The sequence below is a fragment of the Pseudomonas sp. ADAK21 genome (genome assembly GCF_012935735.1).
In the GTDB taxonomy this organism is placed as follows: domain Bacteria; phylum Pseudomonadota; class Gammaproteobacteria; order Pseudomonadales; family Pseudomonadaceae; genus Aquipseudomonas; species Aquipseudomonas proteolytica.
Genome location: NZ_CP052857.1, coordinates 1477246 through 1497637, shown reverse-complemented (window position 1 = coordinate 1497637; position 20392 = coordinate 1477246). Strand labels below are relative to the sequence as shown.

The following is a 20392-nucleotide window of genomic DNA, read 5'->3' as shown; positions in this document are numbered from 1 at the left end:
ATATGGCCATGACGACCCATGTAATCAGCCTGGTCTCCATAGGCGCCCACCCGACCTCCGGCCGCCCCCGTCGCGCCGAACAGGATGCCCGCGCCGTGGAATTGGGGTTGCAACTGGCTGGGGATAACCTGCAAGTGCTGCATGCCGGCGACATCGCCGAACCGACCCTGCGCGCCTACCTGGGCATGGGATTGGCGCAGTTGCATGTACTGGAGCAGCCGGCCGGCGCCGATGCCTTGCCGGTACTCGGTGACTATCTACAGGACGCTGGTGCCCAGGTGGTGCTTACCGGCAGCCAGGCAGAAACCGGCGAAGGCTCGGGCATGCTGCCCTTCCTGTTGGCCGAACACCTGGGCTGGCCGCTGATTGTCGGGCTGGCCCAGGTGGAGTCCATCGACAGCGGTGTGGCCCATGTGCTGCAAGCCTTGCCGCGCGGGCAGCGGCGGCGCCTGAAGGTGCGCCTGCCGTTTGTGGCCACGGTGGATAACGCTGGGCCCAAGCCGCGGCAAAGCGCCTATGGCCCGGCCCAGCGCGGTGTGCTGCAGGAGCACGACGTGCAGGTGGTGGACGATGAGTTATTCACAGGCGCCGTGCTGCAACCGGCCAAGCCTCGACCCAAGCGTCTCAAAGTGATCAAGGCCAAGAGTGGCGCCGACCGCATGAAGGCCGCCACGGCCAAGGCCAGCGGCGGCGGTGGCCAGGTGCTCAAGGGCCTGGGCCCCGAGGCGGGCGCCGAAGCCATTCTCAAGCTGCTGATCGAAGAAGGCGTGGTGCGCTGACCCCCTGTAGGAGCGAGCTTGCTTGCGAAGAACCTGAGCGCGCAGCGTTAAACCAGACACGCTGCGTTACCGTTGGCCTTTTTCGCGAGCAAGCTCGCTCCTACAAGGCGTGTGCGTGGGTGTTTACCCACAATCCCTGTTAACCCACCTGTGGATAACCTGTTCGCGGCTGTCCACACCCCATGTAAATCAAGCGCTACAGCCCTCTGTACGAAAAACAACCAACCTAAGCAACGGTTTTTACTGGGCTTTTTCTGTGGATAAGGAAAAAGCCCGGCCCGGAGTTGCCCCCAAAGTCTGTTGGTGCTTCTGTGGATAAGATGTTCGCTACCCGCTACAGGCCTTATAAATGAAGGCGTGCAGTGGCTTGGTTGAAATATGATCAATGTGGCCGTTTCCGCTTGAATCTTCGCGCAAAGCCTCGATTTTGCTCGGTTGTAGACGGTTTTCCACAGACAGGCCAAAGTTGCCCCCAAAGTCTGTTGGCGCTTCTGTGGATAAGGTGTTTGCGTTCCGCTACAGGCTATATAGAACGTGGCTTGTAGGCTTTAGGTCAAAAAATGATCAATGTTGGATAAAACCCGTTGCTTTGAATAAGTCACGGATTTTCTTGGTTTTATTTCGAGGTAAGAGCGCAGTTGCCCACAATTGCTGTGGGTGGGTTTGTGGATAAGTTGTTGGAGGATGGCTGCGGGGCAGGATAACAGTGGGCTGACGGCCCTATGCTCAATTTTTGACCAGATGCGGACCCAAATGTGGGGGCGAGCAAGCCCGCTCCCACATTTTTTGATCCCGGGTGGGTCAGTTACTCGTGTGCGGCAATGCCCTTGAGGTACGGGGCCGGTGCCGCTCCCAGGTTGTTGAGCATGCGCTCGCTGTACCAGTCCACAAAGTTCACCACGCCGAACTCATAGGTCTTGGAGTAAGGCCCCGGCTGGTAAGCGGTGGAGTTGATCCCGCGCTGGTTCTCTTCGGCCAGGCGCCGGTCCTGGTCATTGGTGGCATCCCACACTTGGCGCATGCGGTCGACGTCGTAGTCCACACCTTCCACGGCGTCCTTGTGCACCAGCCACTTGGTGGTGACCATGGTTTCCTGGGCGCTGATCGGCCATACCGTGAAGACGATGATGTGATCGCCCATGCAGTGGTTCCACGAGTGGGGCAGGTGCAGGATGCGCATCGAGCCCAGGTCGGGGTTCTGGATCCGGCCCATGAGTTTCTTGCAGCCCTGCTTGCCATCCAGGGTCATGGAAACGGTGCCCTTGAGCAGCGGCATGCGCACGATGCGGTTTCGCAGGCCGAAGCTGGCGTGGGCGTAAGGGATCTTCTCGGCGTCCCAGGCAGCGGCGGATGCGGCGACGTGGTCTTTAAACGCCTGGTCGGCCCGTGGGTCGGTGACGTCGTCCCATTCCAGCAGGGTTTTCAGCAACTCGGGGTGCGAGGCGTTGCAGTGGTAGCACTCGCGGTTGTTTTCCAGCACCAGTTTCCAGTTGGCTTTTTCAAACAAGGTGGTCTGGATCGCCACCTTGGTGTTTTCCATGTCGTAGGGTTCCATGTAGTGGTTGAGCGTCGACAGAAAGTCATCGATGGCCGGTGGGTTTTCGGCCAGGCTGATGAAGATGTAGCCGCCGGCGGTCTTCACGTTTACCGGCTTGAGGCCGTACTGCTTCATGTCGAAGTCGGCGCCCATCTCGGTGCCGGCGAACAGTAGGCGCCCGTCCAGTTCGTAGGTCCACTGGTGGTAATGGCAAACCAGTTTGGCGACCTTGCCCTTGTCGCTGGTACACAAGCGCGAACCGCGGTGGCGGCAGACGTTGTGAAAGGCATGCACCACGCCTTCGGCGCCACGGATCACGATGATCGGGTTCTTGCCGATCTGCAGGGTCAGGTAGTTGCCCTTGGTGGGGATTTCGCAGGTCATGCCGGCGATCAACCATTCCTTCTGGAAGATCTCCTGCATGTCGATATCGAACAGCCGCTGGTCAGAGTAAAACGGCTGGGGCAACGAAAAAGTGCGCTCGCGCTCTTGCAACATTTGCGCGGTGGCCTTGCGTGCGGGTTCCAGCGGATCGCCCAAGCTCAAGGTTGCGGTGACGTCCATCGTATGTGTCCTCAAGGCCATTCTGTGTGGCCGCGATAAGTGGCTAATCAGGTTTGCAGCAAGGCGTAAAGAAAGCGTCGTTGTTGGCTGCGAGTGTGGGCCCGGCGCTGCCCGCAACCTTGTCCATTAACGACATGGCCCACTCTGTTCCCGACGCGCAACCCCAGTGGTATGGGGGCTGGTCGCGATAAGTATGCGAATGTCGCAGATAGGTAAATGGCAGGTCGCGGCGTTACGCAGAATCGCCAGCATCAAGCCGAACTACGGCCGTGGAGAACAGCATGTCCAACACCTTCCTGAATCCTGTCACTACCCAGACCTGGGCCAATGGTCGGCACATCGTCCGGTGCGTCAAAGTCATCCAGGAAACCTGGGATGTGCGCACCTTCTGCTTTATGGCCGACCAGCCGATCCTGTTCTTTTTCAAGCCGGGGCAGTTCGTCACCCTGGAGCTGGAAATCGACGGCCAGCCGATCATGCGGTCGTACACCATTTCCAGCTCGCCATCGGTGCCCTACAGCTTCTCGGTGACCATCAAGCGCGTGCCGGGCGGGCGGGTGTCGAACTGGCTGCACGACACCCTGCATGAAGGGCAAGAGTTGGCGGTGCACGGGCCGGTAGGGCTGTTCAACGCCATCGACTTCCCGAGCCCTAAAGTGCTGTACCTGAGCGGCGGCGTGGGGATCACCCCGGTGATGTCCATGGCCCGTTGGTTCTATGACACCAACGCCAATGTCGACATGACCTTTATCCACAGTGCGCGCTCGCCCAAAGACATCATTTACCACCGCGAGCTGGAGCACATGGCCTCGCGCATCGACAACTTCAGCCTGCACCTGATCTGCGAGAAACACGGCCTGGGCGAACCCTGGGCCGGGTATCGCGGCTACCTGAACCACAAGATGCTGGAATTGATGGTGCCGGACTTCCTTGAGCGGGAAGTGTTCTGCTGCGGGCCGACGCCTTATATGAACGCGGTCAAACGCCTGCTCGAAGCGGCGGGCTTCGACATGGCGCGCTACCACGAGGAATCCTTCGGCGCCACGCCAGCGGAAGCCCGCGCCGATGCGGTCGAACAAGCCGAACAAGCCGCCGACGCGCCGCAAATCGACCAGGCGGATTTGCATCAAGTGGAATTCATTGCATCGGGCAAAAGCATCCGCGTGGCACCGGGCGAAACCGTGCATGCCGCCGCCGCCAAGCTCGGCCTGCTGATCCCCAAAGCCTGCGGCATGGGGATTTGTGGCACATGCAAAGTGATGAAGCTGGGCGGGGAGGTCGAGATGGAGCACAACGGCGGCATCACCGAAGAAGACGAAGCCGAAGGCTACATCCTGTCGTGCTGCAGCGTGCCGAAGGGGGATGTGCGGATCGAGTTCTGACGCTCAGTACAACTGCGGCCGCCGATCATGATGCACGTGGTTGTGTGCGCTGATGAACTTATCCCGGGCCTGGGCCAGAGGCAGGTCCGCCACCAGGCACTGTTCTTGCTGATGGGCGGTCGCGCCGGCCTGGGGGTAGCCATCGGCATCGACGATAACTGACCCTCCCACCCAATTGACGCCGCGTTCTTCGCCATGGCGGTCGCAGGCGGCAATGAACAGGCGGTTGACGGCCGCATTGGCCTGGACCCGGACGATTTCTGCCGGCCTTTCGCCGGCGGGGCGCGGGCCATCTGGCCAGTTGACGGGCGCACACAGCAGGTCGGCACCGGCCAGGGCGGCCAGGCGTACCCACTCGGGCAACTCCAGGTCGTAGCAGATCATCACGGCGATGCGGCCGACGGCGGTGTCGACCACCGGCGGGGGCTGGGTGCCGGGGGTGAAGATCAACGTTTCGCGATCCCACAAATGCGCCTTGCGGTACACCGTCAGCCTGCCGTGCGGCTCTATCAGGGCGGCGCTGTTGGCCACCTGCGTTGCCGTCAGCCGCTCACAAAAGCCGGCCACGACAATGATGTTTAGTGAGTTTGCCAGGGTTTTCCACAGGGTCAGTGTCGGGCCATCGAGGGTTTCGGACACCCTGAGGGCTTCCTGCATGTCAGTGAACACATAACCGCTTTGGGTCAACTCCGGCAGCACCACCACCTGCGCGCCCAGCGCCGCTGCACTGCGGATGGCCTCGGCGCTGAGGGTGCGGTTGTACTCGGCGTCGCCGATACGGGGGGCCAGTTGATGACAGACGACACGTACGCTGTTCATGGGGTGTTGCCTTCCAACATGGCTTCGCTGGCGGCAATCGCACGGCGCTCGGCGTTATGGTCAAGGTTGCGGTTCATTGCACAGTAGACGAGCGCGGAAACGGCCAGCCCGATCACAAACGCAATGTCGGCACCGCCCAGTGCCACGGCGACCGGCCCCACGTAGAAGCTCAACGACATGAACGGCACCATCGAGGCCATGCCCAGGCCATAGGCGACCAGGCCCGCTTTGCCCCACTGGCCATAGATGCCGGCGGAGTTGAAGATGTCGCTGATGGCGTATTGGCCTTTGCGCACCAGATAAAAGTCCGCGAGGTTGACGGCGGTCCACGGCACCAGGAAATACAACATCAGCAGCACAAACGTATTGAAGCTGGCCAGGTAGCTGTCAGGAATGCTCAGGGCGATCAGGAAAATCACCACGGCCACCAGGCCGATGCCAATGATCCGGCTCTTGAGGCGCGGCTGGATCTTCACGAAACCGTCGATGGCACTGATGCCAGTCAGCATGGCGCCGTAGCAGTTGACCGCCATGATGCCAATCAACGCCGGCACCGCGATCAGCACGGTGAAGGTGCCGAAGCCGGGGATCACCTGGTTGCCCACGGTGCGCACGCTGGTGATGGCATCCGGCGAAGGCAGCGCCGAAGCGAGGAATGCGCCCAGGGACATCAGCCACAAGGCAGAGCCGGCAGCGCCCAGGTAAGTCCAGAAAATCACCCGGCGCGACGGCGTTTGGTGGGGCAGGTAGCGCGAGTAGTCCGAGACGTACACGGCGTAGCTGATCTGATAACCGGCAGCGGCGCTGAGCTGAATCAGGAACGCCGACCACGAGAAGTGGGCATCGGCCACCGCAGCGTCGGCTGACAGGCTCATCAGGGCGGCGACGGTCAGCAACGCGAATACGCTGATCATCACGTAGGTCAACCAGCGTTGCACCGTGTGCAGCAGGTCATGGCCGATTACGGCGATTACCACCGCGAGGATGATCATCAGCGCATACCACGGCGCGCGGCTGCCCGGCAGGACCGTGTTGATGGCATCGGTGGCGAGAATCACGTTGAACACGTTGAAGCCGATGTACACAAAGATCACCGCGATAAACGGCACGATGGCCCCGCGCAGACCGAACTGGGCACGTGACTGGATCATCTGCGGCAAGCCCATGCGCGGGCCCTGGTTGGCGTGGAACGCCATGGCGAAGGTGCCCAGGCACACACCAATGACAATCGCCAGCACGGCATAGACCAGGCTCAAGCCCAACGCAGCCCCGGTGAAGCCGGTGACCATGGTGGTGAGGACGAAGTTGCCCGTGAACCAGAACGGACCCTGGTGCCAGACTTTGCCGTGGCGTTCGCTACGCGGAACGTAGTCAATGGAGCGGGTCTCGATTTTCAGGCCGGGAGCGGCGCGGGGAGCGGTCTTGTCGGATAGGGCGTTCATAGGTTCACGGCTTGTTTTTATAGGGGCTGAGTGCCGGAGCATCGGGTAACTGGCGGGCCAATTGAATCGTGATCTATAAATAATTACTTCAGACTTTCCTTAAGTAATGCTTTTTCGCGGGCGGCGACGGAACCGCTTTGTCTTATTGCAAAGCGATATAACCAGGGTGCGGTCGGTCTTCTAGTCTGGTTTTTAGTCCCGTCGCAGTCGCCTTTAGCCGTGTCGTAAAGGGTGGACGCTCACCCTATCTGCAAGGAAGCCACCATGTCTGCGATTCCCTCCCGTTCCCAGGGGGCCCAGCGCCTGTTGAACAAAAACGTCACGGCGCTGATTCCTGATTTTCCGTTCCATTACGCCCGCTATCTGTGGCAGGCGGCGATCCTCAAGAAACCCCTGGGCCATGTCGCGGTGCCGCATTATGGCGAGCAGGTGTTGATCGTCGGGGCCGGTGTGTCCGGTCTGGTGGCCGCCTACGAGGCGATGCGCATGGGCCTGCATCCGATTGTGGTGGAAGCCTCCGGGCGCATTGGCGGGCGGCTCTACTCCCAGGTGGTGGGTGATCGCAACGACCCGCACGCCCGGGTGATCTGTGAGCTGGGGGCCATGCGTTTTCCCAAGTCCGGCAAGGCGTTGATGCACTACTTCAATAAGGTCGGGATGGACGCAAACTCGACGGACTTCCCCAACCCCGGCTCGCCCGCCGCCCCCAGTACTGTTGTCGATTACGAGAACGAACAGACGTACTACGAACGCAATGACTTGCCGGAAAAATACAAACGAATCGAAGACATGTTCTTCGGCGACTTCCTCGAGCAGGCTCCGATCCGTTTTACCGACATGGAAAATGCGATGCAGGAAACCGCGGTCGATCAGGGCGAAATCAAGGCAATCTGGAACACGATCCTGAGGGCGGGCTGGGATGACCTGAGTTTCTATGCGGCCATGGTCGAGCAAGCCAGGTGGAGCAGGGAGGACATTGACCTGTTTGGCCAGATCGGCTTCGGCACCGGCGGTTGGAACACCGACTATCCGAACTGTTTCCTGGAAGTGTTGCGGGTGCTTTACACCGGCCTGGATACCAACCACACGTTGATGTATGACGGCTCCAGCGAGCTGCCCCTGCGTTTATGGAGCCGCACGCCGGCTTCGTTCGGCGACACCCAGGTCCATTGGCCAGCGGACGCGACCGTGGAGAGCCTGACGCGGCGGGAGATTGCCGACCCTCTCAATCAGGAAGTCCGGCAGATTCACCGCCTGGCCGATGGCACCTTCGATGTGTACCTGCATGACAACAAACTGGGTCGAGACACCCTGCGCAACTTTAAAAGTGTGGTCTATACGCCTCACGTACGGGTGCTCGACAAGTTCCGCTATATGGATGGCAAAGACCGCTTTACGCCGATGAACAGCTTGTTGCCCCAGGCTACCTGGGAAGCGGTCATGTACACCCATTACATGCAATCGGCGAAGATCTTTGCCAACACTCGACGGCCGTTTTGGAATGATGTCGAGAACGGTCGCTACAAGATGAGTGTGACCTTGTCGGACCGGCTCACCCGAGGCACCTATCTGTTGGACTATGCCCCAGGTGCTGGGGTGAACAAAGGCAGCGGCCTGTTCCTCTCCTATACCTGGAACGATGACAGCCTGAAATTCCTGGGGGACCGTAGTGCGCCGTTGCCGACCCATGTGCAGTTGTGTACGACCTTGCTCGATACGGTGTACGCCGACACACAACTGGACCTGGCGGCCGAGTTCGGCATGGTTGACCCCTTCATCGAAATCAACTGGGAAGATGAGCCGTTTTACTTGTGCGCCTTCAAGATGAACCTGCCGGGGCAGTATGAGTATCAGCGCCTGCTGTTTTCCCAGTTCATGAGTGGTGTAAGGGAAGGGGTGCCGGACGGTTTCATTCTGTCTGGCGATGATATTTCCTGGACCGGGGGCTGGGCCGAAGGCGCTGTGACCACGGCCTTGAATGCGGTGAACAAGCTGGCGGTCACGTTTGGCGGTGGGACGCTCGAACACAATCCCGGGCCGATTGACCAGTGGGATGCGTTACAGCCTCTCCAATTGTAGGAGTTTGCCGGCGGAGGCGACCTCAGGATCGCCATCGCCGGCAAGCCGGCTTCTACAAGGGGATCAGGCGCCCATCACTTCGCGAATATCCGCCGCGAGTTCACGCACCCGTTCTTCCTCGGTATCCCACGCACACATGAAGCGTGCGCCGCCCTTGCCGATAAAGGTGTAGAAGCGCCAGCCCTTGGCCGTCAGTGCGGCGATGGCCGGCTCCGAGAGTTGCAGGAACACGCCGTTGGCCTGCACCGGGAACATCAACTCCACGCCGGGAATATCCGCCACCAGGCTGCTGAGCAACTGCGCGCAGTGGTTGGCGTGGCGTGCGTGTTTGAGCCAGGCGTCGTTTTCCAGCAGGCCGACCCACGGCGCGGACAGGAAGCGCATTTTCGAGGCCAGTTGGCCGGCCTGTTTGCAGCGATAGTCGAAGTCTTCAGCCAGTTTGTGGTTGAAGAACAGGATCGCCTCACCCACCGCCATGCCGTTCTTGGTGCCGCCAAAACACAGGACATCCACCCCGGCTTTCCAGGTCAGGTCGGCCGGCGAGCAGCCGAGGAAGGCGCAGGCGTTGGAGAAGCGTGCGCCGTCCATATGCAGGTTCAGCCCCAGCTCCTTGCAGGTGACGCTGATGGCGCGGATTTCATCCGGGGTGTACACGCTGCCCACTTCGGTGGCCTGGGTCAGGGTCACGACGCGGGGCTTGGGGTAGTGGATATCCTGGCGCTTGAGGGCGATCTCACGGATCGATTCCGGGGTCAGCTTGCCATTCTCGGTGCGCGCGGTGAGCAGTTTGGAGCCATTGGAGAAAAACTCCGGTGCGCCGCATTCGTCGGTCTCGACGTGGGCGGTTTCCGAGCAAATCACGCTATGGTAGCTCTGGCACAGCGAAGACAGGGCCAGGGAGTTGGCCGCTGTACCGTTGAAGGCGAAGAACACTTCACAGTCGGTTTCAAACAGTTTGCGGAAACCGTCGGCGGCGCGGTGGGTCCATTCATCGTCGCCATAGGCGCGTTGATGGCCCTGGTTGGCGAGTTCCATGGCGGCCCAGGCTTCCGGGCAGATACCGGAATAGTTGTCGCTGGCGAATTGTTGGCTCTTGTCGGTCATGGCCCGTTCCTGTGGTCGATGTTGGTGCGCACTTTAACCAAGAATATCCGGCGGGCGCACGCACTGTTAATGCAAAGTCTCTGGGGAATTATGCACGGTACTGAAACGATTCCTGTAAGGCGTGGCCGCGATGGCGCGCTGGACCTGCTCAAATGGCTGGCGCTGCTGAGTATGGTGCTCGATCACCTGCGCTATGTCGGTTTGAGCCTCGATGGCCTGTACGTGCCGGGGCGCCTGGCGTTCCCCTGGTTTTGCCTGGCGATTGCGGCGAACCTGCACCGGGTCAAGGCGGGGCCGGCGGTCTTTCAATGGCGTTACCTGGGCTGGTTGCTGCTGTTCAGTGTGATCAGCGAGGTGCCCTATCGGATGTTTATCGAGGATGCCGATACATTGAATGTGCTGCCGACCCTGGCGCTGGGTTTGCTGGTTGCCAGGGGATGGCAGCAGAAGACGCTTTTTGATCGAGGATTGGCGCTGATTGCCTTGTTGTTGGCGGCGGTATTCTCGTCGAGCCTGATGTTCGGTTTTTTTGGTGTATTGCTGCCGTTGGCGATGCTGTTGGTGTTCAGTCGCCCCTGGTATTTCAGCATTGTGCCGGGGGTGGTGTGCGTGGCTGCCAATCAATGGCAGGTTTTGCTTGATAGCGGCAACCTCGTGGCGCTGCTCGGGTTGGCGACGTGCCTGATTGCGCCATTGGCCGGGCTGGTCTTGTTGCGACAGGCCAAAAACGCCTCGCCCCCGGCCATGCGCCGCTGGGCCTACGCGCTCTACCCCCTGCATTTCCTGCTGCTATTACTCGTGCGCCAGGCCATCGCCTAACCCCCTGTAGGAGCGAGCTTGCTCGCGAAAAACGTCAACGATAACGCGGGCGGCCTGATGGAACGCGGCGCCCTCAGGTTTTTCGCGAGCAAGCTCGCTCCTACAGTTTTCGACCTCCAGTCAGCATTTGCTCAGGCCATGTCGTAAACGCACCTTTGCGTGGCGTGCGTAGGCATTTGACCTGTCTGCGCCAGCCCTACCATCGCATCAAAGGGCCCTGCACGGGCCTCAACAATACGAAAGGCTGGGAGAGACGCGATGTTCAGCAAACAAGACCAGATCCAGGGATATGACGACGCACTGCTGGCGGCCATGAATGCCGAGGAGCAGCGTCAGGAAGATCATATCGAGCTGATCGCGTCGGAGAACTACACCAGCAAGCGTGTGATGGAAGCTCAAGGCAGCGGCCTCACCAACAAATACGCCGAAGGCTATCCGGGCAAACGCTACTACGGCGGCTGCGAGCACGTGGACAAGGTTGAAGCCCTGGCCATCGAACGCGCCAAGCAACTGTTCGGCGCCGATTACGCCAACGTGCAGCCGCACTCCGGTTCGTCCGCCAATAGCGCCGTGTACCTGGCGCTGATCAATGCCGGCGACACCATTCTGGGCATGAGCCTGGCCCACGGCGGTCACTTGACCCACGGCGCAAAAGTGTCGTCCTCGGGCAAGCTGTACAACGCCGTGCAGTACGGCATCAACACCGACACCGGCCTGATCGACTACGACGAAGTCGAGCGCCTGGCCGTGGAGCACAAGCCGAAAATGGTCGTGGCCGGTTTCTCTGCCTACTCCAAGACCCTGGATTTCCCGCGCTTTCGCCAGATCGCCGACAAGGTTGGCGCGCTGCTGTTCGTCGACATGGCCCACGTCGCAGGCTTGGTTGCCGCCGGCCTGTACCCGAACCCGCTGCCGTACGCCGATGTGGTGACCACCACCACCCACAAGACCCTGCGCGGTCCACGGGGTGGCCTGATCCTGGCCAAGTCCAACGAAGAGATTGAGAAAAAACTCAACTCCGCCGTGTTCCCAGGCGCACAGGGCGGCCCGCTGATGCACGTGATCGCGGGCAAGGCTGTGTGCTTCAAGGAGGCGATGGAGCCGGGCTTCAAAGCTTATCAACAGCAGGTGATCGACAACGCCCAGGCCATGGCCAGCGTGTTTATCAAGCGTGGCTACGATGTGGTGTCTGGCGGCACCGATAACCACCTGTTCCTGGTCAGCCTGATCCGCCAGGGCCTCACCGGCAAGGACGCAGACGCTGCCCTCGGTCGTGCCCATATCACCGTCAACAAGAACGCCGTGCCCAATGACCCCCAGTCGCCGTTCGTGACCTCGGGCCTGCGCATCGGCACACCGGCGGTGACCACACGCGGTTTCAAAGTGGCGCAGTGCGTCGAGTTGGCTGGCTGGATCTGCGACATCCTCGACAACCTCGGCGATGCCGATGTCGAGGCCAACGTGGCCAAGCACGTGTCTGCCCTGTGCGCTGATTTCCCGGTTTATCGCTGAGCGCGGTTTTGGAGTAATGACTATGCAACGCTACTCAGGCTTCGGCCTCTTCAAGCACTCACTCAGCCACCACGAAAACTGGCAGAAGATGTGGCGCACGCCGACCCCTAAAAAGGTGTATGACGTGGTCATCGTCGGCGGCGGCGGGCATGGTCTGGCGACCGCTTATTACCTGGCCAAGGAACACGGGATCACCAACGTGGCCGTGGTCGAGAAAGGTTGGCTGGGCGGCGGTAACACCGCGCGCAACACCACCATCGTGCGTTCCAACTACCTGTGGGATGAGTCGGCGCACCTGTACGAACACGCAATGAAGCTGTGGGAAGGTCTGTCCCAGGACTTGAACTACAACGTGATGTTCTCCCAGCGCGGCGTCTACAACCTGTGCCACACCCTGCAGGACATCCGTGATTCCGAGCGTCGCGTGAGTGCCAACCGCCTCAATGGCGTGGACGGCGAGCTGCTCAACGCCAAGCAAGTGGCCGACGAGATCCCGTACCTCGATTGCTCGAAGAACACCCGCTATCCGGTCCTCGGCGCCACCGTGCAACGGCGCGGCGGCGTGGCCCGTCACGATGCCGTGGCCTGGGGCTTTGCCCGCGCCGCCGACGCCCTGGGCGTGGACCTGATCCAGCAGACCGAAGTCATCGGTTTTCGCAAGGAAAACGGCGTGTGCATCGGCGTGGAAACCAACAAAGGCTTTATCGGCGCCAAGCGCGTCGGTGTGGTCACCGCGGGTAATTCCGGGCACATGGCCTCGCTGGCAGGCTTCCGTCTGCCAATTGAATCCCACCCGCTGCAAGCGTTGGTGTCGGAGCCAATCAAGCCAATTATCGACAGCGTAATCATGTCCAACGCGGTACACGGTTACATCAGTCAGTCCGACAAGGGCGACCTGGTGATCGGCGCCGGTATCGACGGCTACAACGGCTACGGCCAGCGCGGCTCGTACCCGGTGATCGAACACACCATCCAGGCCATCGTCGAGATGTTCCCGGTGCTCTCACGCGTGCGCATGAACCGCCAGTGGGGCGGCATCGTCGACACCACGCCGGACGCGTGCCCGATCATCTCCAAGACCCCGGTCCCGAACATGTTCTTCAACTGCGGGTGGGGCACCGGTGGCTTCAAGGCCACGCCGGGCTCAGGCAACGTGTTTGCCGCGAGCCTGGCCAAGGGTGAAATGCACCCGCTGGCCGCACCTTTCTCCATCGACCGTTTCCACAACGGTGCGCTGATCGACGAACACGGCGCTGCGGCCGTCGCCCACTAACAGGAGAAACTCCCTATGTTGCATATCTTCTGTCCTCACTGTGGCGAACTGCGCTCCGAGGAAGAGTTTCACGCCTCCGGCCAAGCGCATATCCCGCGCCCGCTGGACCCCAACGCCTGCACCGACGAACAGTGGGGCGACTACATGTTCTTCCGCGATAACCCACGCGGCCTGCACCACGAACTGTGGATTCACGCTGCCGGTTGCCGCCAGTATTTCAACGCGACCCGCGACACCGTGACCTACGAAATTCTTGAAACCTACAAGATCGGCGAGAAGCCACAATTCACCGCCAAGGCTTCTGGAGAGAAGGTATGAGCCAGATCAATCGCCTGTCCAACGGTGGCCGCATCGACCGTAATAAAGTCCTGACGTTTACCTTCAACGGCCAGAGCTACAAAGGCTTTGAAGGCGACACCCTGGCCGCAGCCTTGCTGGCCAACGGCGTGGATGTCATCGGCCGCAGCTTCAAGTACTCGCGCCCGCGCGGCATCTTTGCCGCTGGCGCCGAAGAGCCGAACGCGGTGCTGCAGATCGGCGCCACCGAAGCCACGCAGATTCCCAACGTGCGCGCCACGCAACAGGCGCTGTACCAGGGCCTGGTCGCCACCAGCACCAACGGCTGGCCGAGCGTGAACAACGACATGATGGGCATCCTCGGCAAGGTCGGCGGCAAGCTGATGCCGCCGGGTTTCTACTACAAAACCTTCATGTACCCGCAATCGTTCTGGATGACCTACGAGAAGTACATCCGCAAGGCCGCAGGGCTGGGTCGCTCGCCGACCGAGAACGATCCGGACACCTACGACTACATGAACCGCCATTGCGACGTGCTGATCGTCGGCGCCGGGCCTGCAGGCCTGTCCGCTGCCCTGGCGGCTGCGCGCAGTGGTGCGCGGGTGATCATCGCCGATGAGCAGGAAGAATTCGGCGGGTCGTTGCTGGACTCCCGTGAAAGCCTGGATGGCAAGCCGGCGGCCGAGTGGGTCGCCAGTGTGATTGCCGAACTCAAGGCCCTGCCGGACGTGGTGCTGCTGCCTCGCGCCACCGTCAACGGCTATCACGACCATAACTTCCTGACCATCCACGAGCGCCTCACCGACCACCTCGGCGACCGCGCGCCGATTGGCGTGGTGCGCCAGCGTATCCACCGTGTGCGGGCCAAGCGCGTAGTGCTGGCGACCGGTGCTTGCGAGCGCCCGCTGGTGTACGGCAATAACGACGTGCCGGGCAACATGCTGGCGGGCGCGGTTTCGACTTACGTGCGCCGTTACGGCGTGGCGCCGGGTAAAAAGCTGCTGCTGTCGACCAACAACGATCACGCCTACCGCGTGGCGCTGGACTGGTTCGACGCCGGCCTTGCAGTCGTAGCGGTAGCCGATGCCCGCCACAACCCACGCGGTGCGCTGGTGGAAGAAGCCCGCGCCAAAGGTATTCGTATCCTCACCGGCAGCGCTGTGATCGAGGCCCGTGGCAGCAAGCACGTGACCGGTGCGCGAGTGGCGGCTATCGATGTCAAAGCCCACACCGTTACCAGCCCCGGCGAATGGCTGGACTGCGACCTGGTGGCCAGTTCCGGCGGCTACAGCCCCGTGGTCCACCTGGCCTCGCACCTGGGCGGCAAGCCGACCTGGCGTGAAGATATCCTCGGTTTTGTACCGGGCGAAGCCCCGCAGAAACGCGTGTGCGTCGGTGGCATCAACGGCGTCTACGGCCTGGGTGACTCACTGGCCGACGGCTTTGAGGGGGGCGTACGTGCCGCCAGCGAAGCCGGGTTTGCCCCGGTGGAAGGTACGCTGCCCAAGGCCCTGACGCGCCTTGAGGAGCCAACCCTGGCGCTGTTCCAGGTGCCGCACGAGAAGGCCACTGCGCGGGCGCCCAAACAATTTGTCGACCTGCAAAACGACGTCACCGCCGCCGCCATCGAACTGGCGACCCGCGAAGGCTTCGAGTCGGTGGAGCACGTCAAGCGCTACACCGCGCTGGGCTTCGGTACCGACCAAGGCAAGCTGGGCAACGTCAACGGCCTGGCCATTGCTGCGCGCTCGCTGAACGTGACCATCCCGCAGATGGGCACCACCATGTTCCGCCCCAACTACACGCCGGTGACTTTCGGCGCCGTGGCGGGCCGGCACTGTGGGCATATCTTCGAGCCGGTGCGCTACACCGCGCTGCAAGCCTGGCACGTCAAAAACGGCGCCGAGTTCGAGGATGTCGGTCAGTGGAAACGCCCGTGGTACTTCCCACGCAACGGTGAAGACCTGCACGCGGCAGTCAAGCGCGAATGCCTGGCCGTGCGCGACAGCGTCGGCCTGCTGGACGCCTCGACCCTGGGCAAGATCGATATCCAGGGCCCGGATGCCCGTGAGTTCCTCAACCGCATCTACAGCAACGCCTGGACCAAGCTCGATGTGGGCAAGGCGCGCTACGGCCTGATGTGCAAGGAAGACGGCATGGTCTTCGACGATGGCGTGACTGCCTGCCTGGCGGACAACCACTTCCTGATGACCACCACCACCGGCGGCGCCGCCCGTGTGCTGCAGTGGCTGGAAATCTACCAGCAGACCGAATGGCCGGACCTGAAGGTGTACTTCACCTCGGTCACCGACCACTGGGCGACCATGACCCTGTCCGGACCCAACAGCCGCAAGCTGTTGAGCGAAGTCACCGACATCGACCTGGACAAGGACGGCTTCCCGTTCATGACCTGGAAAGAAGGCCTGGTGGGCGGCGTGCCGGCACGGGTGTTCCGTATCTCGTTTACTGGTGAGCTGTCGTACGAAGTCAACGTGCAGGCCGACTACGCCATGGGCGTGCTGGAACAGATCGTCGAGGCCGGCAAGCAATACAACCTGACCCCGTACGGCACCGAGACCATGCACGTACTGCGGGCCGAGAAGGGTTTCATCATCGTAGGGCAAGACACCGACGGCTCGATGACCCCGGACGACCTGAACATGGGCTGGTGCGTTGGCCGTACCAAACCGTTCTCGTGGATCGGCTGGCGTGGGATGAACCGCGAAGATTGCGTGCGTGAAGAACGCAAGCAACTGGTGGGCTTGAAGCCGATTGATCCGAAGGTGTGGCTGCCGGAAGGCGCGCAACTGGTGTTTGATCCGAAGCAGACGATCCCGATGAAGATGGTCGGCCACGTTACTTCGAGTTATGCCCATAACTCCCTTGGGTATTCGTTTGCGATGGCGGTGGTCAAGGGCGGCTTGAAGCGTATGGGTGAGCGGGTGTTTTCACCGCAGGCGGATGGCAGTGTGATCGAGGCCGAGATTGTGTCTTCGGTGTTCTTTGATCCGAAGGGTGATCGCCAGAACATCTGATAGACCGAGTCGCCTGCATCGCAGGCAAGCCAGCTCCCACAGGGGAATGCATTCCAAAGGTGGGAGTGGGCTTGCCCGCGATGGCGCCAGTAGATTCACCACAGAATTCAAGAAAGGTGCTTTATGACCGCAGCCAATGTGTACCAACAACGCCCCACCGCCGGCGCCAAGGCCGAGTCGTCGCTGCACCATGCCGACCTCGCCAGCCTGGCCGGCAAGGGCCGCAAGAACGCCGGCGTGACCGTGCGTGAAAAGAAACTCCTTGGCCACCTGACCCTCCGTGGCGATGGCCATGACGCCGCGTTTGCCGCTGGCGTACACAAGGCCCTGGGCATCGAGTTGCCCGGCGCCCTGACAGTGGTCGTCAACGGTGAAACCAGCCTGCAATGGCTCGGCCCGGATGAGTGGCTGCTGGTGGTGCCTAGCGGTGAAGAGTTCGCTGCCGAGCAAAACCTGCGTGCCGCGCTGGGGGATTTGCATATCCAGATCGTCAATGTCAGCGGCGGCCAGCAGATCCTCGAACTCAGCGGCCCGAACGTGCGCGATGTGCTGATGAAGTCCACCAGCTACGACGTGCACCCCGACAACTTCCCGGTGGGCAAGGCGGTGGGCACGGTGTTTGCCAAGTCGCAACTGGTGATCCGGCATACCGCCGAGGACACGTGGGAGCTGCTGATTCGGCGCAGCTTCTCGGATTACTGGTGGTTGTGGTTGCAGGACGCGGCGGCCGAATATGGCCTGAATGTCCAAGCCTGACATGACCCTGTAGGGGCGAGCTTGCTCGCGAAAAACGTCAACGAAAACGCGCGCATCCTGAATGAACGCGGTGCCCTTGGATTTTTCGCGAGCAAGCTCGCTTCTACAGTAAGCAGCATCGCTGTATGAGGAGTTAACTGTAATGAGCCGCGCACCCGATACATGGATTTTGACCGCCGATTGCCCCAGCGTGCTCGGCACGGTGGACGCGGTCACCCGCTATCTGTTCGAGCAGGGCTGCTACGTCACCGAGCACCACTCGTTCGATGACCGCCTCTCGGGGCGCTTTTTTATCCGCGTGGAATTCCGTCAACCCGACGGCTTCGACGAACAGGGTTTTCGCGACGGCCTGGCCACCCGTGGCGAAGCCTTTGGGATGATTTTCGAGCTGACGGCGCCTAATTACCGGCCCAAAGTGGTGATCATGGTCTCCAAGGCCGATCACTGCCTCAACGACCTGCTGTATCGCCAGCGCATCGGCCAGCTGTCGATGGACGTGGTCGCGGTGGTGTCCAACCACCCTGATCTCAAGCCCCTGGCCGACTGGCACCAGATTCCCTACTACCATTTCCCCCTCGACCCCAACGACAAACCGTCCCAGGAGCGTCAGGTGTGGCAGGTGATTGAAGAGGCCGGCGCCGAGCTGGTGATCCTTGCGCGCTACATGCAAGTGCTGTCACCGGAGCTGTGCCGCAAGCTCGATGGCAAGGCGATCAATATCCATCACTCCCTGCTGCCGGGGTTCAAGGGCGCCAAGCCGTATCACCAGGCCTACAACAAAGGGGTGAAGCTGGTCGGCGCCACCGCGCACTACATCAACAACGACCTGGACGAAGGCCCGATCATCGCCCAGGGCGTGGAGGTGGTGGACCACAGTCATTACCCCGAGGATTTGATTGCCAAGGGGCGGGATATCGAAGGGCTGACCTTGGCCCGGGCGGTGGGGTATCACATTGAGCGGCGGGTGTTTTTGAACGCCAATAGGACGGTGGTGCTCTGACGGGCGCCATCGCAGGCAAGCCAGCTCCTACAGTAGGAATGCGTACACCTGTAGGAGCGGGCTTGCCCGCGAAGAGGCCCTTACTAACAACGCAATAACAGCATCTGCAACCCGAGCACTTAAACGCGCAGCCCAACCCAAGGGCTACGCAGTTCCATAAAAACAACAGCGAGGTGAAAGCATGTCTGGTAATCGTGGTGTCGTGTATCTCGGCAACGGTCAGGTCGAAGTACAGAAAATCGACTATCCCAAAATGCAGGACCCCCGTGGCAGGAAGATTGAGCACGGCGTCATCCTGCGCGTGGTCTCCACCAACATCTGCGGCTCCGACCAACACATGGTGCGCGGCCGCACTACCGCCCAGACCGGCCTGGTACTGGGCCATGAAATCACCGGCGAGGTGATCGAGAAGGGCAGTGATGTCGAGAACCTGAAACTCGGCGACCTGGTATCGGTGCCCTTCAACGTTGCTTGCGGGCGCTGCCGTTCCTGCAAGGAGCAACACACCGGCGTATGCCTGACCGTCAACCCGGCCCGTGCCGGTGGTGCCTATGGCTACGTGGACATGGGTGACTGGACCGGCGGCCAGGCCGAGTACGTGCTGGTGCCGTATGCCGATTTCAACCTGCTCAAGCTGCCGGATCGCGACAAGGCCATGGAGAAAATCCGCGACCTGACGTGCCTCTCCGACATCCTGCCGACCGGCTATCACGGTGCAGTCACCGCCGGCGTTGGCCCTGGCAGTACCGTCTACATTGCAGGCGCCGGTCCGGTTGGCCTGGCTGCTGCGGCCTCCGCTCGCCTGCTGGGTGCGGCGGTGGTGATCATTGGTGACGTCAACACCATCCGCCTGGCCCATGCCAAGGCCCAGGGTTTTGAAGTGGTCGACCTGTCCACCGACACCCCGCTGCACGAACAGATTGCCGCGCTGCTCGGCGAGCCGGAAGTGGACTGTGCTGTTGACTGTGTGGGCTTTGAAGCGCGCGGTCATGGGCACGACGGTGTCAAGGCGGAAGCCCCGGCCACGGTACTCAACTCACTGATGGGCGTGGTGCGCGTCGCAGGCAAGATCGGCATCCCCGGCCTGTACGTCACCGAAGATCCAGGCGCGGTGGACGCTGCCGCGAAAATGGGCAGCCTGAGCATTCGCTTCGGCCTGGGCTGGGCCAAGTCCCACAGCTTCCACACCGGCCAGACCCCGGTGATGAAGTACAACCGCCAGTTGATGCAGGCGATCATGTGGGACCGCATCAACATCGCCGAAATCGTGGGCGTACAGGTGATCAGCCTGGACGACGCACCACGCGGTTATGGCGAGTTCGATGCCGGTGTGCCGAAGAAGTTTGTGATTGACCCGCACAAGCTGTTCAGCGCGGCGTAATCAAAGCCACCGATAGCAATGTGGGAGCGGGCTTGCTCGCGAAAGCGGAGTGTCAGTCAGCGAATCTGGCGACTGATACACCGCTTTCGCGAGCAAGCCCGCTCCCACATTGGTTGTGTTGTGTGGCGCCTGAGCGTTAGCGAATTGCCAGCGCGCCCTGGTACACCGTCGGGCCGGTAGGCTGCTTGCTCACCGAGCCACCCTTGGTTTCCGAACTGACCATCAACTCGACCGGCTGGCTGATGGTTTCCTGTTGGCGCGGATTCAGGCCGATGATGCCTTTGCCATCCTCCGGCAACAGGCCCAGGGATACCGGAGTGCCGCCCGCTGGCAGGGCCCACAGCTCGAGGCTGCGGTCCGGCTCCGGCGCAGTGGCCGCAATCGGTTGGACTTCCAGGTAATCCTTGTGCGCCATGATTTGCGCAGCCGGTTGTTGGGTGGTGCTGACCAGGGTCGCGGCGGACTTCACGCTGTCCTGTGTGTAGAGCGCGCCGCCGATACCGGCAACCACCACCACGCAGACGCCGATGAACAGGCGCGGGCGGGTCCAGAATGAGGGCTTGTGCTCGATCACTGGGGGTTGGGACGCAGTCATAAGGCTCTTCCTGACAAG

Annotated in this window: 16 protein-coding genes and 1 pseudogene; 12 read left to right on the top strand and 5 right to left on the bottom strand. The window is 61.4% G+C overall.

From position 1 onward, the window contains the following. Positions 1-8: 8 nt before the first annotated feature. Positions 9-779: an electron transfer flavoprotein subunit beta gene (etfB, locus tag HKK57_RS06860; RefSeq protein ID WP_092230994.1), complete on the top strand. Its 771-nt coding sequence runs from the start codon at positions 9-11 to the stop codon at positions 777-779. 805 nt (positions 780-1584) lie between these two features. Here etfB and gbcA read toward each other — a convergent pair. Continuing rightward, a complete protein-coding gene (gbcA, locus tag HKK57_RS06855; protein ID WP_029296987.1) occupies positions 1585-2880 on the bottom strand; it encodes a glycine-betaine demethylase subunit GbcA in 1296 nt (431 codons plus the stop codon). Between the two features lie 281 nt (positions 2881-3161). On the opposite strand from gbcA, the gene gbcB reads away from it, so the two are divergent. Beyond that, positions 3162-4262, top strand: a complete 1101-nt coding sequence (gene gbcB / locus HKK57_RS06850; RefSeq protein WP_029296985.1) for a glycine-betaine demethylase subunit GbcB — start codon at positions 3162-3164, stop codon at positions 4260-4262. Between the two features lie 3 nt (positions 4263-4265). Here gbcB and HKK57_RS06845 read toward each other — a convergent pair whose 3' ends face one another. Both HKK57_RS06845 and HKK57_RS06840 read right to left on the bottom strand, forming a co-directional pair. Further along, positions 4266-5081: a nitrilase-related carbon-nitrogen hydrolase gene (locus tag HKK57_RS06845; protein WP_169389964.1), complete on the bottom strand. Its 816-nt coding sequence runs from the start codon at positions 5079-5081 to the stop codon at positions 4266-4268. Next, positions 5078-6523 carry a purine-cytosine permease family protein gene (locus tag HKK57_RS06840; RefSeq protein ID WP_169389963.1) on the bottom strand — a complete coding sequence of 482 codons (1446 nt, stop codon included), beginning with the start codon at positions 6521-6523 and terminating at the stop codon, positions 5078-5080. Before HKK57_RS06840 ends, HKK57_RS06845 begins: the two co-directional genes overlap by 4 nt. 264 nt (positions 6524-6787) lie before the next feature. Between HKK57_RS06840 and HKK57_RS06835 the strand changes: the two genes are divergently transcribed. After that, a complete protein-coding gene (locus tag HKK57_RS06835; protein ID WP_169389962.1) occupies positions 6788-8602 on the top strand; it encodes a flavin monoamine oxidase family protein in 1815 nt (604 codons plus the stop codon). A 63-nt stretch (positions 8603-8665) separates the two neighbouring features. Here the strand turns inward: HKK57_RS06835 and HKK57_RS06830 are convergent, their stop codons facing one another. Beyond that, on the bottom strand, positions 8666-9706 hold the full coding sequence (locus tag HKK57_RS06830; RefSeq protein WP_029296975.1) for a threonine aldolase family protein: 1041 nt from the start codon (positions 9704-9706) through the stop codon (positions 8666-8668). A gap of 90 nt (positions 9707-9796) precedes the next feature. On the opposite strand from HKK57_RS06830, the gene HKK57_RS06825 reads away from it, so the two are divergent. The 9 genes and pseudogenes from HKK57_RS06825 (at position 9797) to fdhA (ending at position 19779) form a co-directional block, all read left to right on the top strand. After that, entirely contained in the window at positions 9797-10525 is a 729-nt protein-coding gene (locus HKK57_RS06825; RefSeq protein WP_169389961.1) for a TraX family protein, read from the top strand. Between the two features lie 18 nt (positions 10526-10543). Continuing rightward, positions 10544-10636, top strand: a pseudogene (locus HKK57_RS26905) (outer membrane lipoprotein carrier protein LolA); the annotation flags it as partial. A 147-nt stretch (positions 10637-10783) separates the two neighbouring features. Continuing rightward, on the top strand, positions 10784-12037 hold the full coding sequence (locus tag HKK57_RS06820; protein WP_169389960.1) for a serine hydroxymethyltransferase: 1254 nt from the start codon (positions 10784-10786) through the stop codon (positions 12035-12037). A gap of 22 nt (positions 12038-12059) precedes the next feature. Then, a complete protein-coding gene (locus HKK57_RS06815; RefSeq protein ID WP_010207084.1) occupies positions 12060-13310 on the top strand; it encodes a sarcosine oxidase subunit beta in 1251 nt (416 codons plus the stop codon). 15 nt (positions 13311-13325) lie between these two features. Further along, a complete protein-coding gene (locus tag HKK57_RS06810; RefSeq protein WP_003194855.1) occupies positions 13326-13628 on the top strand; it encodes a sarcosine oxidase subunit delta in 303 nt (100 codons plus the stop codon). Then, positions 13625-16642 carry a sarcosine oxidase subunit alpha gene (locus HKK57_RS06805; protein ID WP_092230973.1) on the top strand — a complete coding sequence of 1006 codons (3018 nt, stop codon included), beginning with the start codon at positions 13625-13627 and terminating at the stop codon, positions 16640-16642. Before HKK57_RS06810 ends, HKK57_RS06805 begins: the two co-directional genes overlap by 4 nt. A gap of 123 nt (positions 16643-16765) precedes the next feature. After that, the gene (locus HKK57_RS06800; protein WP_070994478.1) at positions 16766-17398 is read left to right on the top strand and encodes a sarcosine oxidase subunit gamma; all 633 of its coding nucleotides are present in this window, start codon (positions 16766-16768) and stop codon (positions 17396-17398) included. A 142-nt stretch (positions 17399-17540) separates the two neighbouring features. Then, a complete protein-coding gene (gene purU / locus HKK57_RS06795) occupies positions 17541-18398 on the top strand; it encodes a formyltetrahydrofolate deformylase (protein ID WP_029296961.1) in 858 nt (285 codons plus the stop codon). A gap of 181 nt (positions 18399-18579) precedes the next feature. Further along, positions 18580-19779, top strand: coding sequence for a formaldehyde dehydrogenase, glutathione-independent (gene fdhA, locus HKK57_RS06790; protein ID WP_029296959.1), 1200 nt, complete (start codon positions 18580-18582; stop codon positions 19777-19779). Between the two features lie 136 nt (positions 19780-19915). Here the strand turns inward: fdhA and HKK57_RS06785 are convergent, their stop codons facing one another. After that, entirely contained in the window at positions 19916-20374 is a 459-nt protein-coding gene (locus tag HKK57_RS06785) for an anti-sigma factor domain-containing protein (protein ID WP_029296957.1), read from the bottom strand. Positions 20375-20392: the final 18 nt, after the last annotated feature.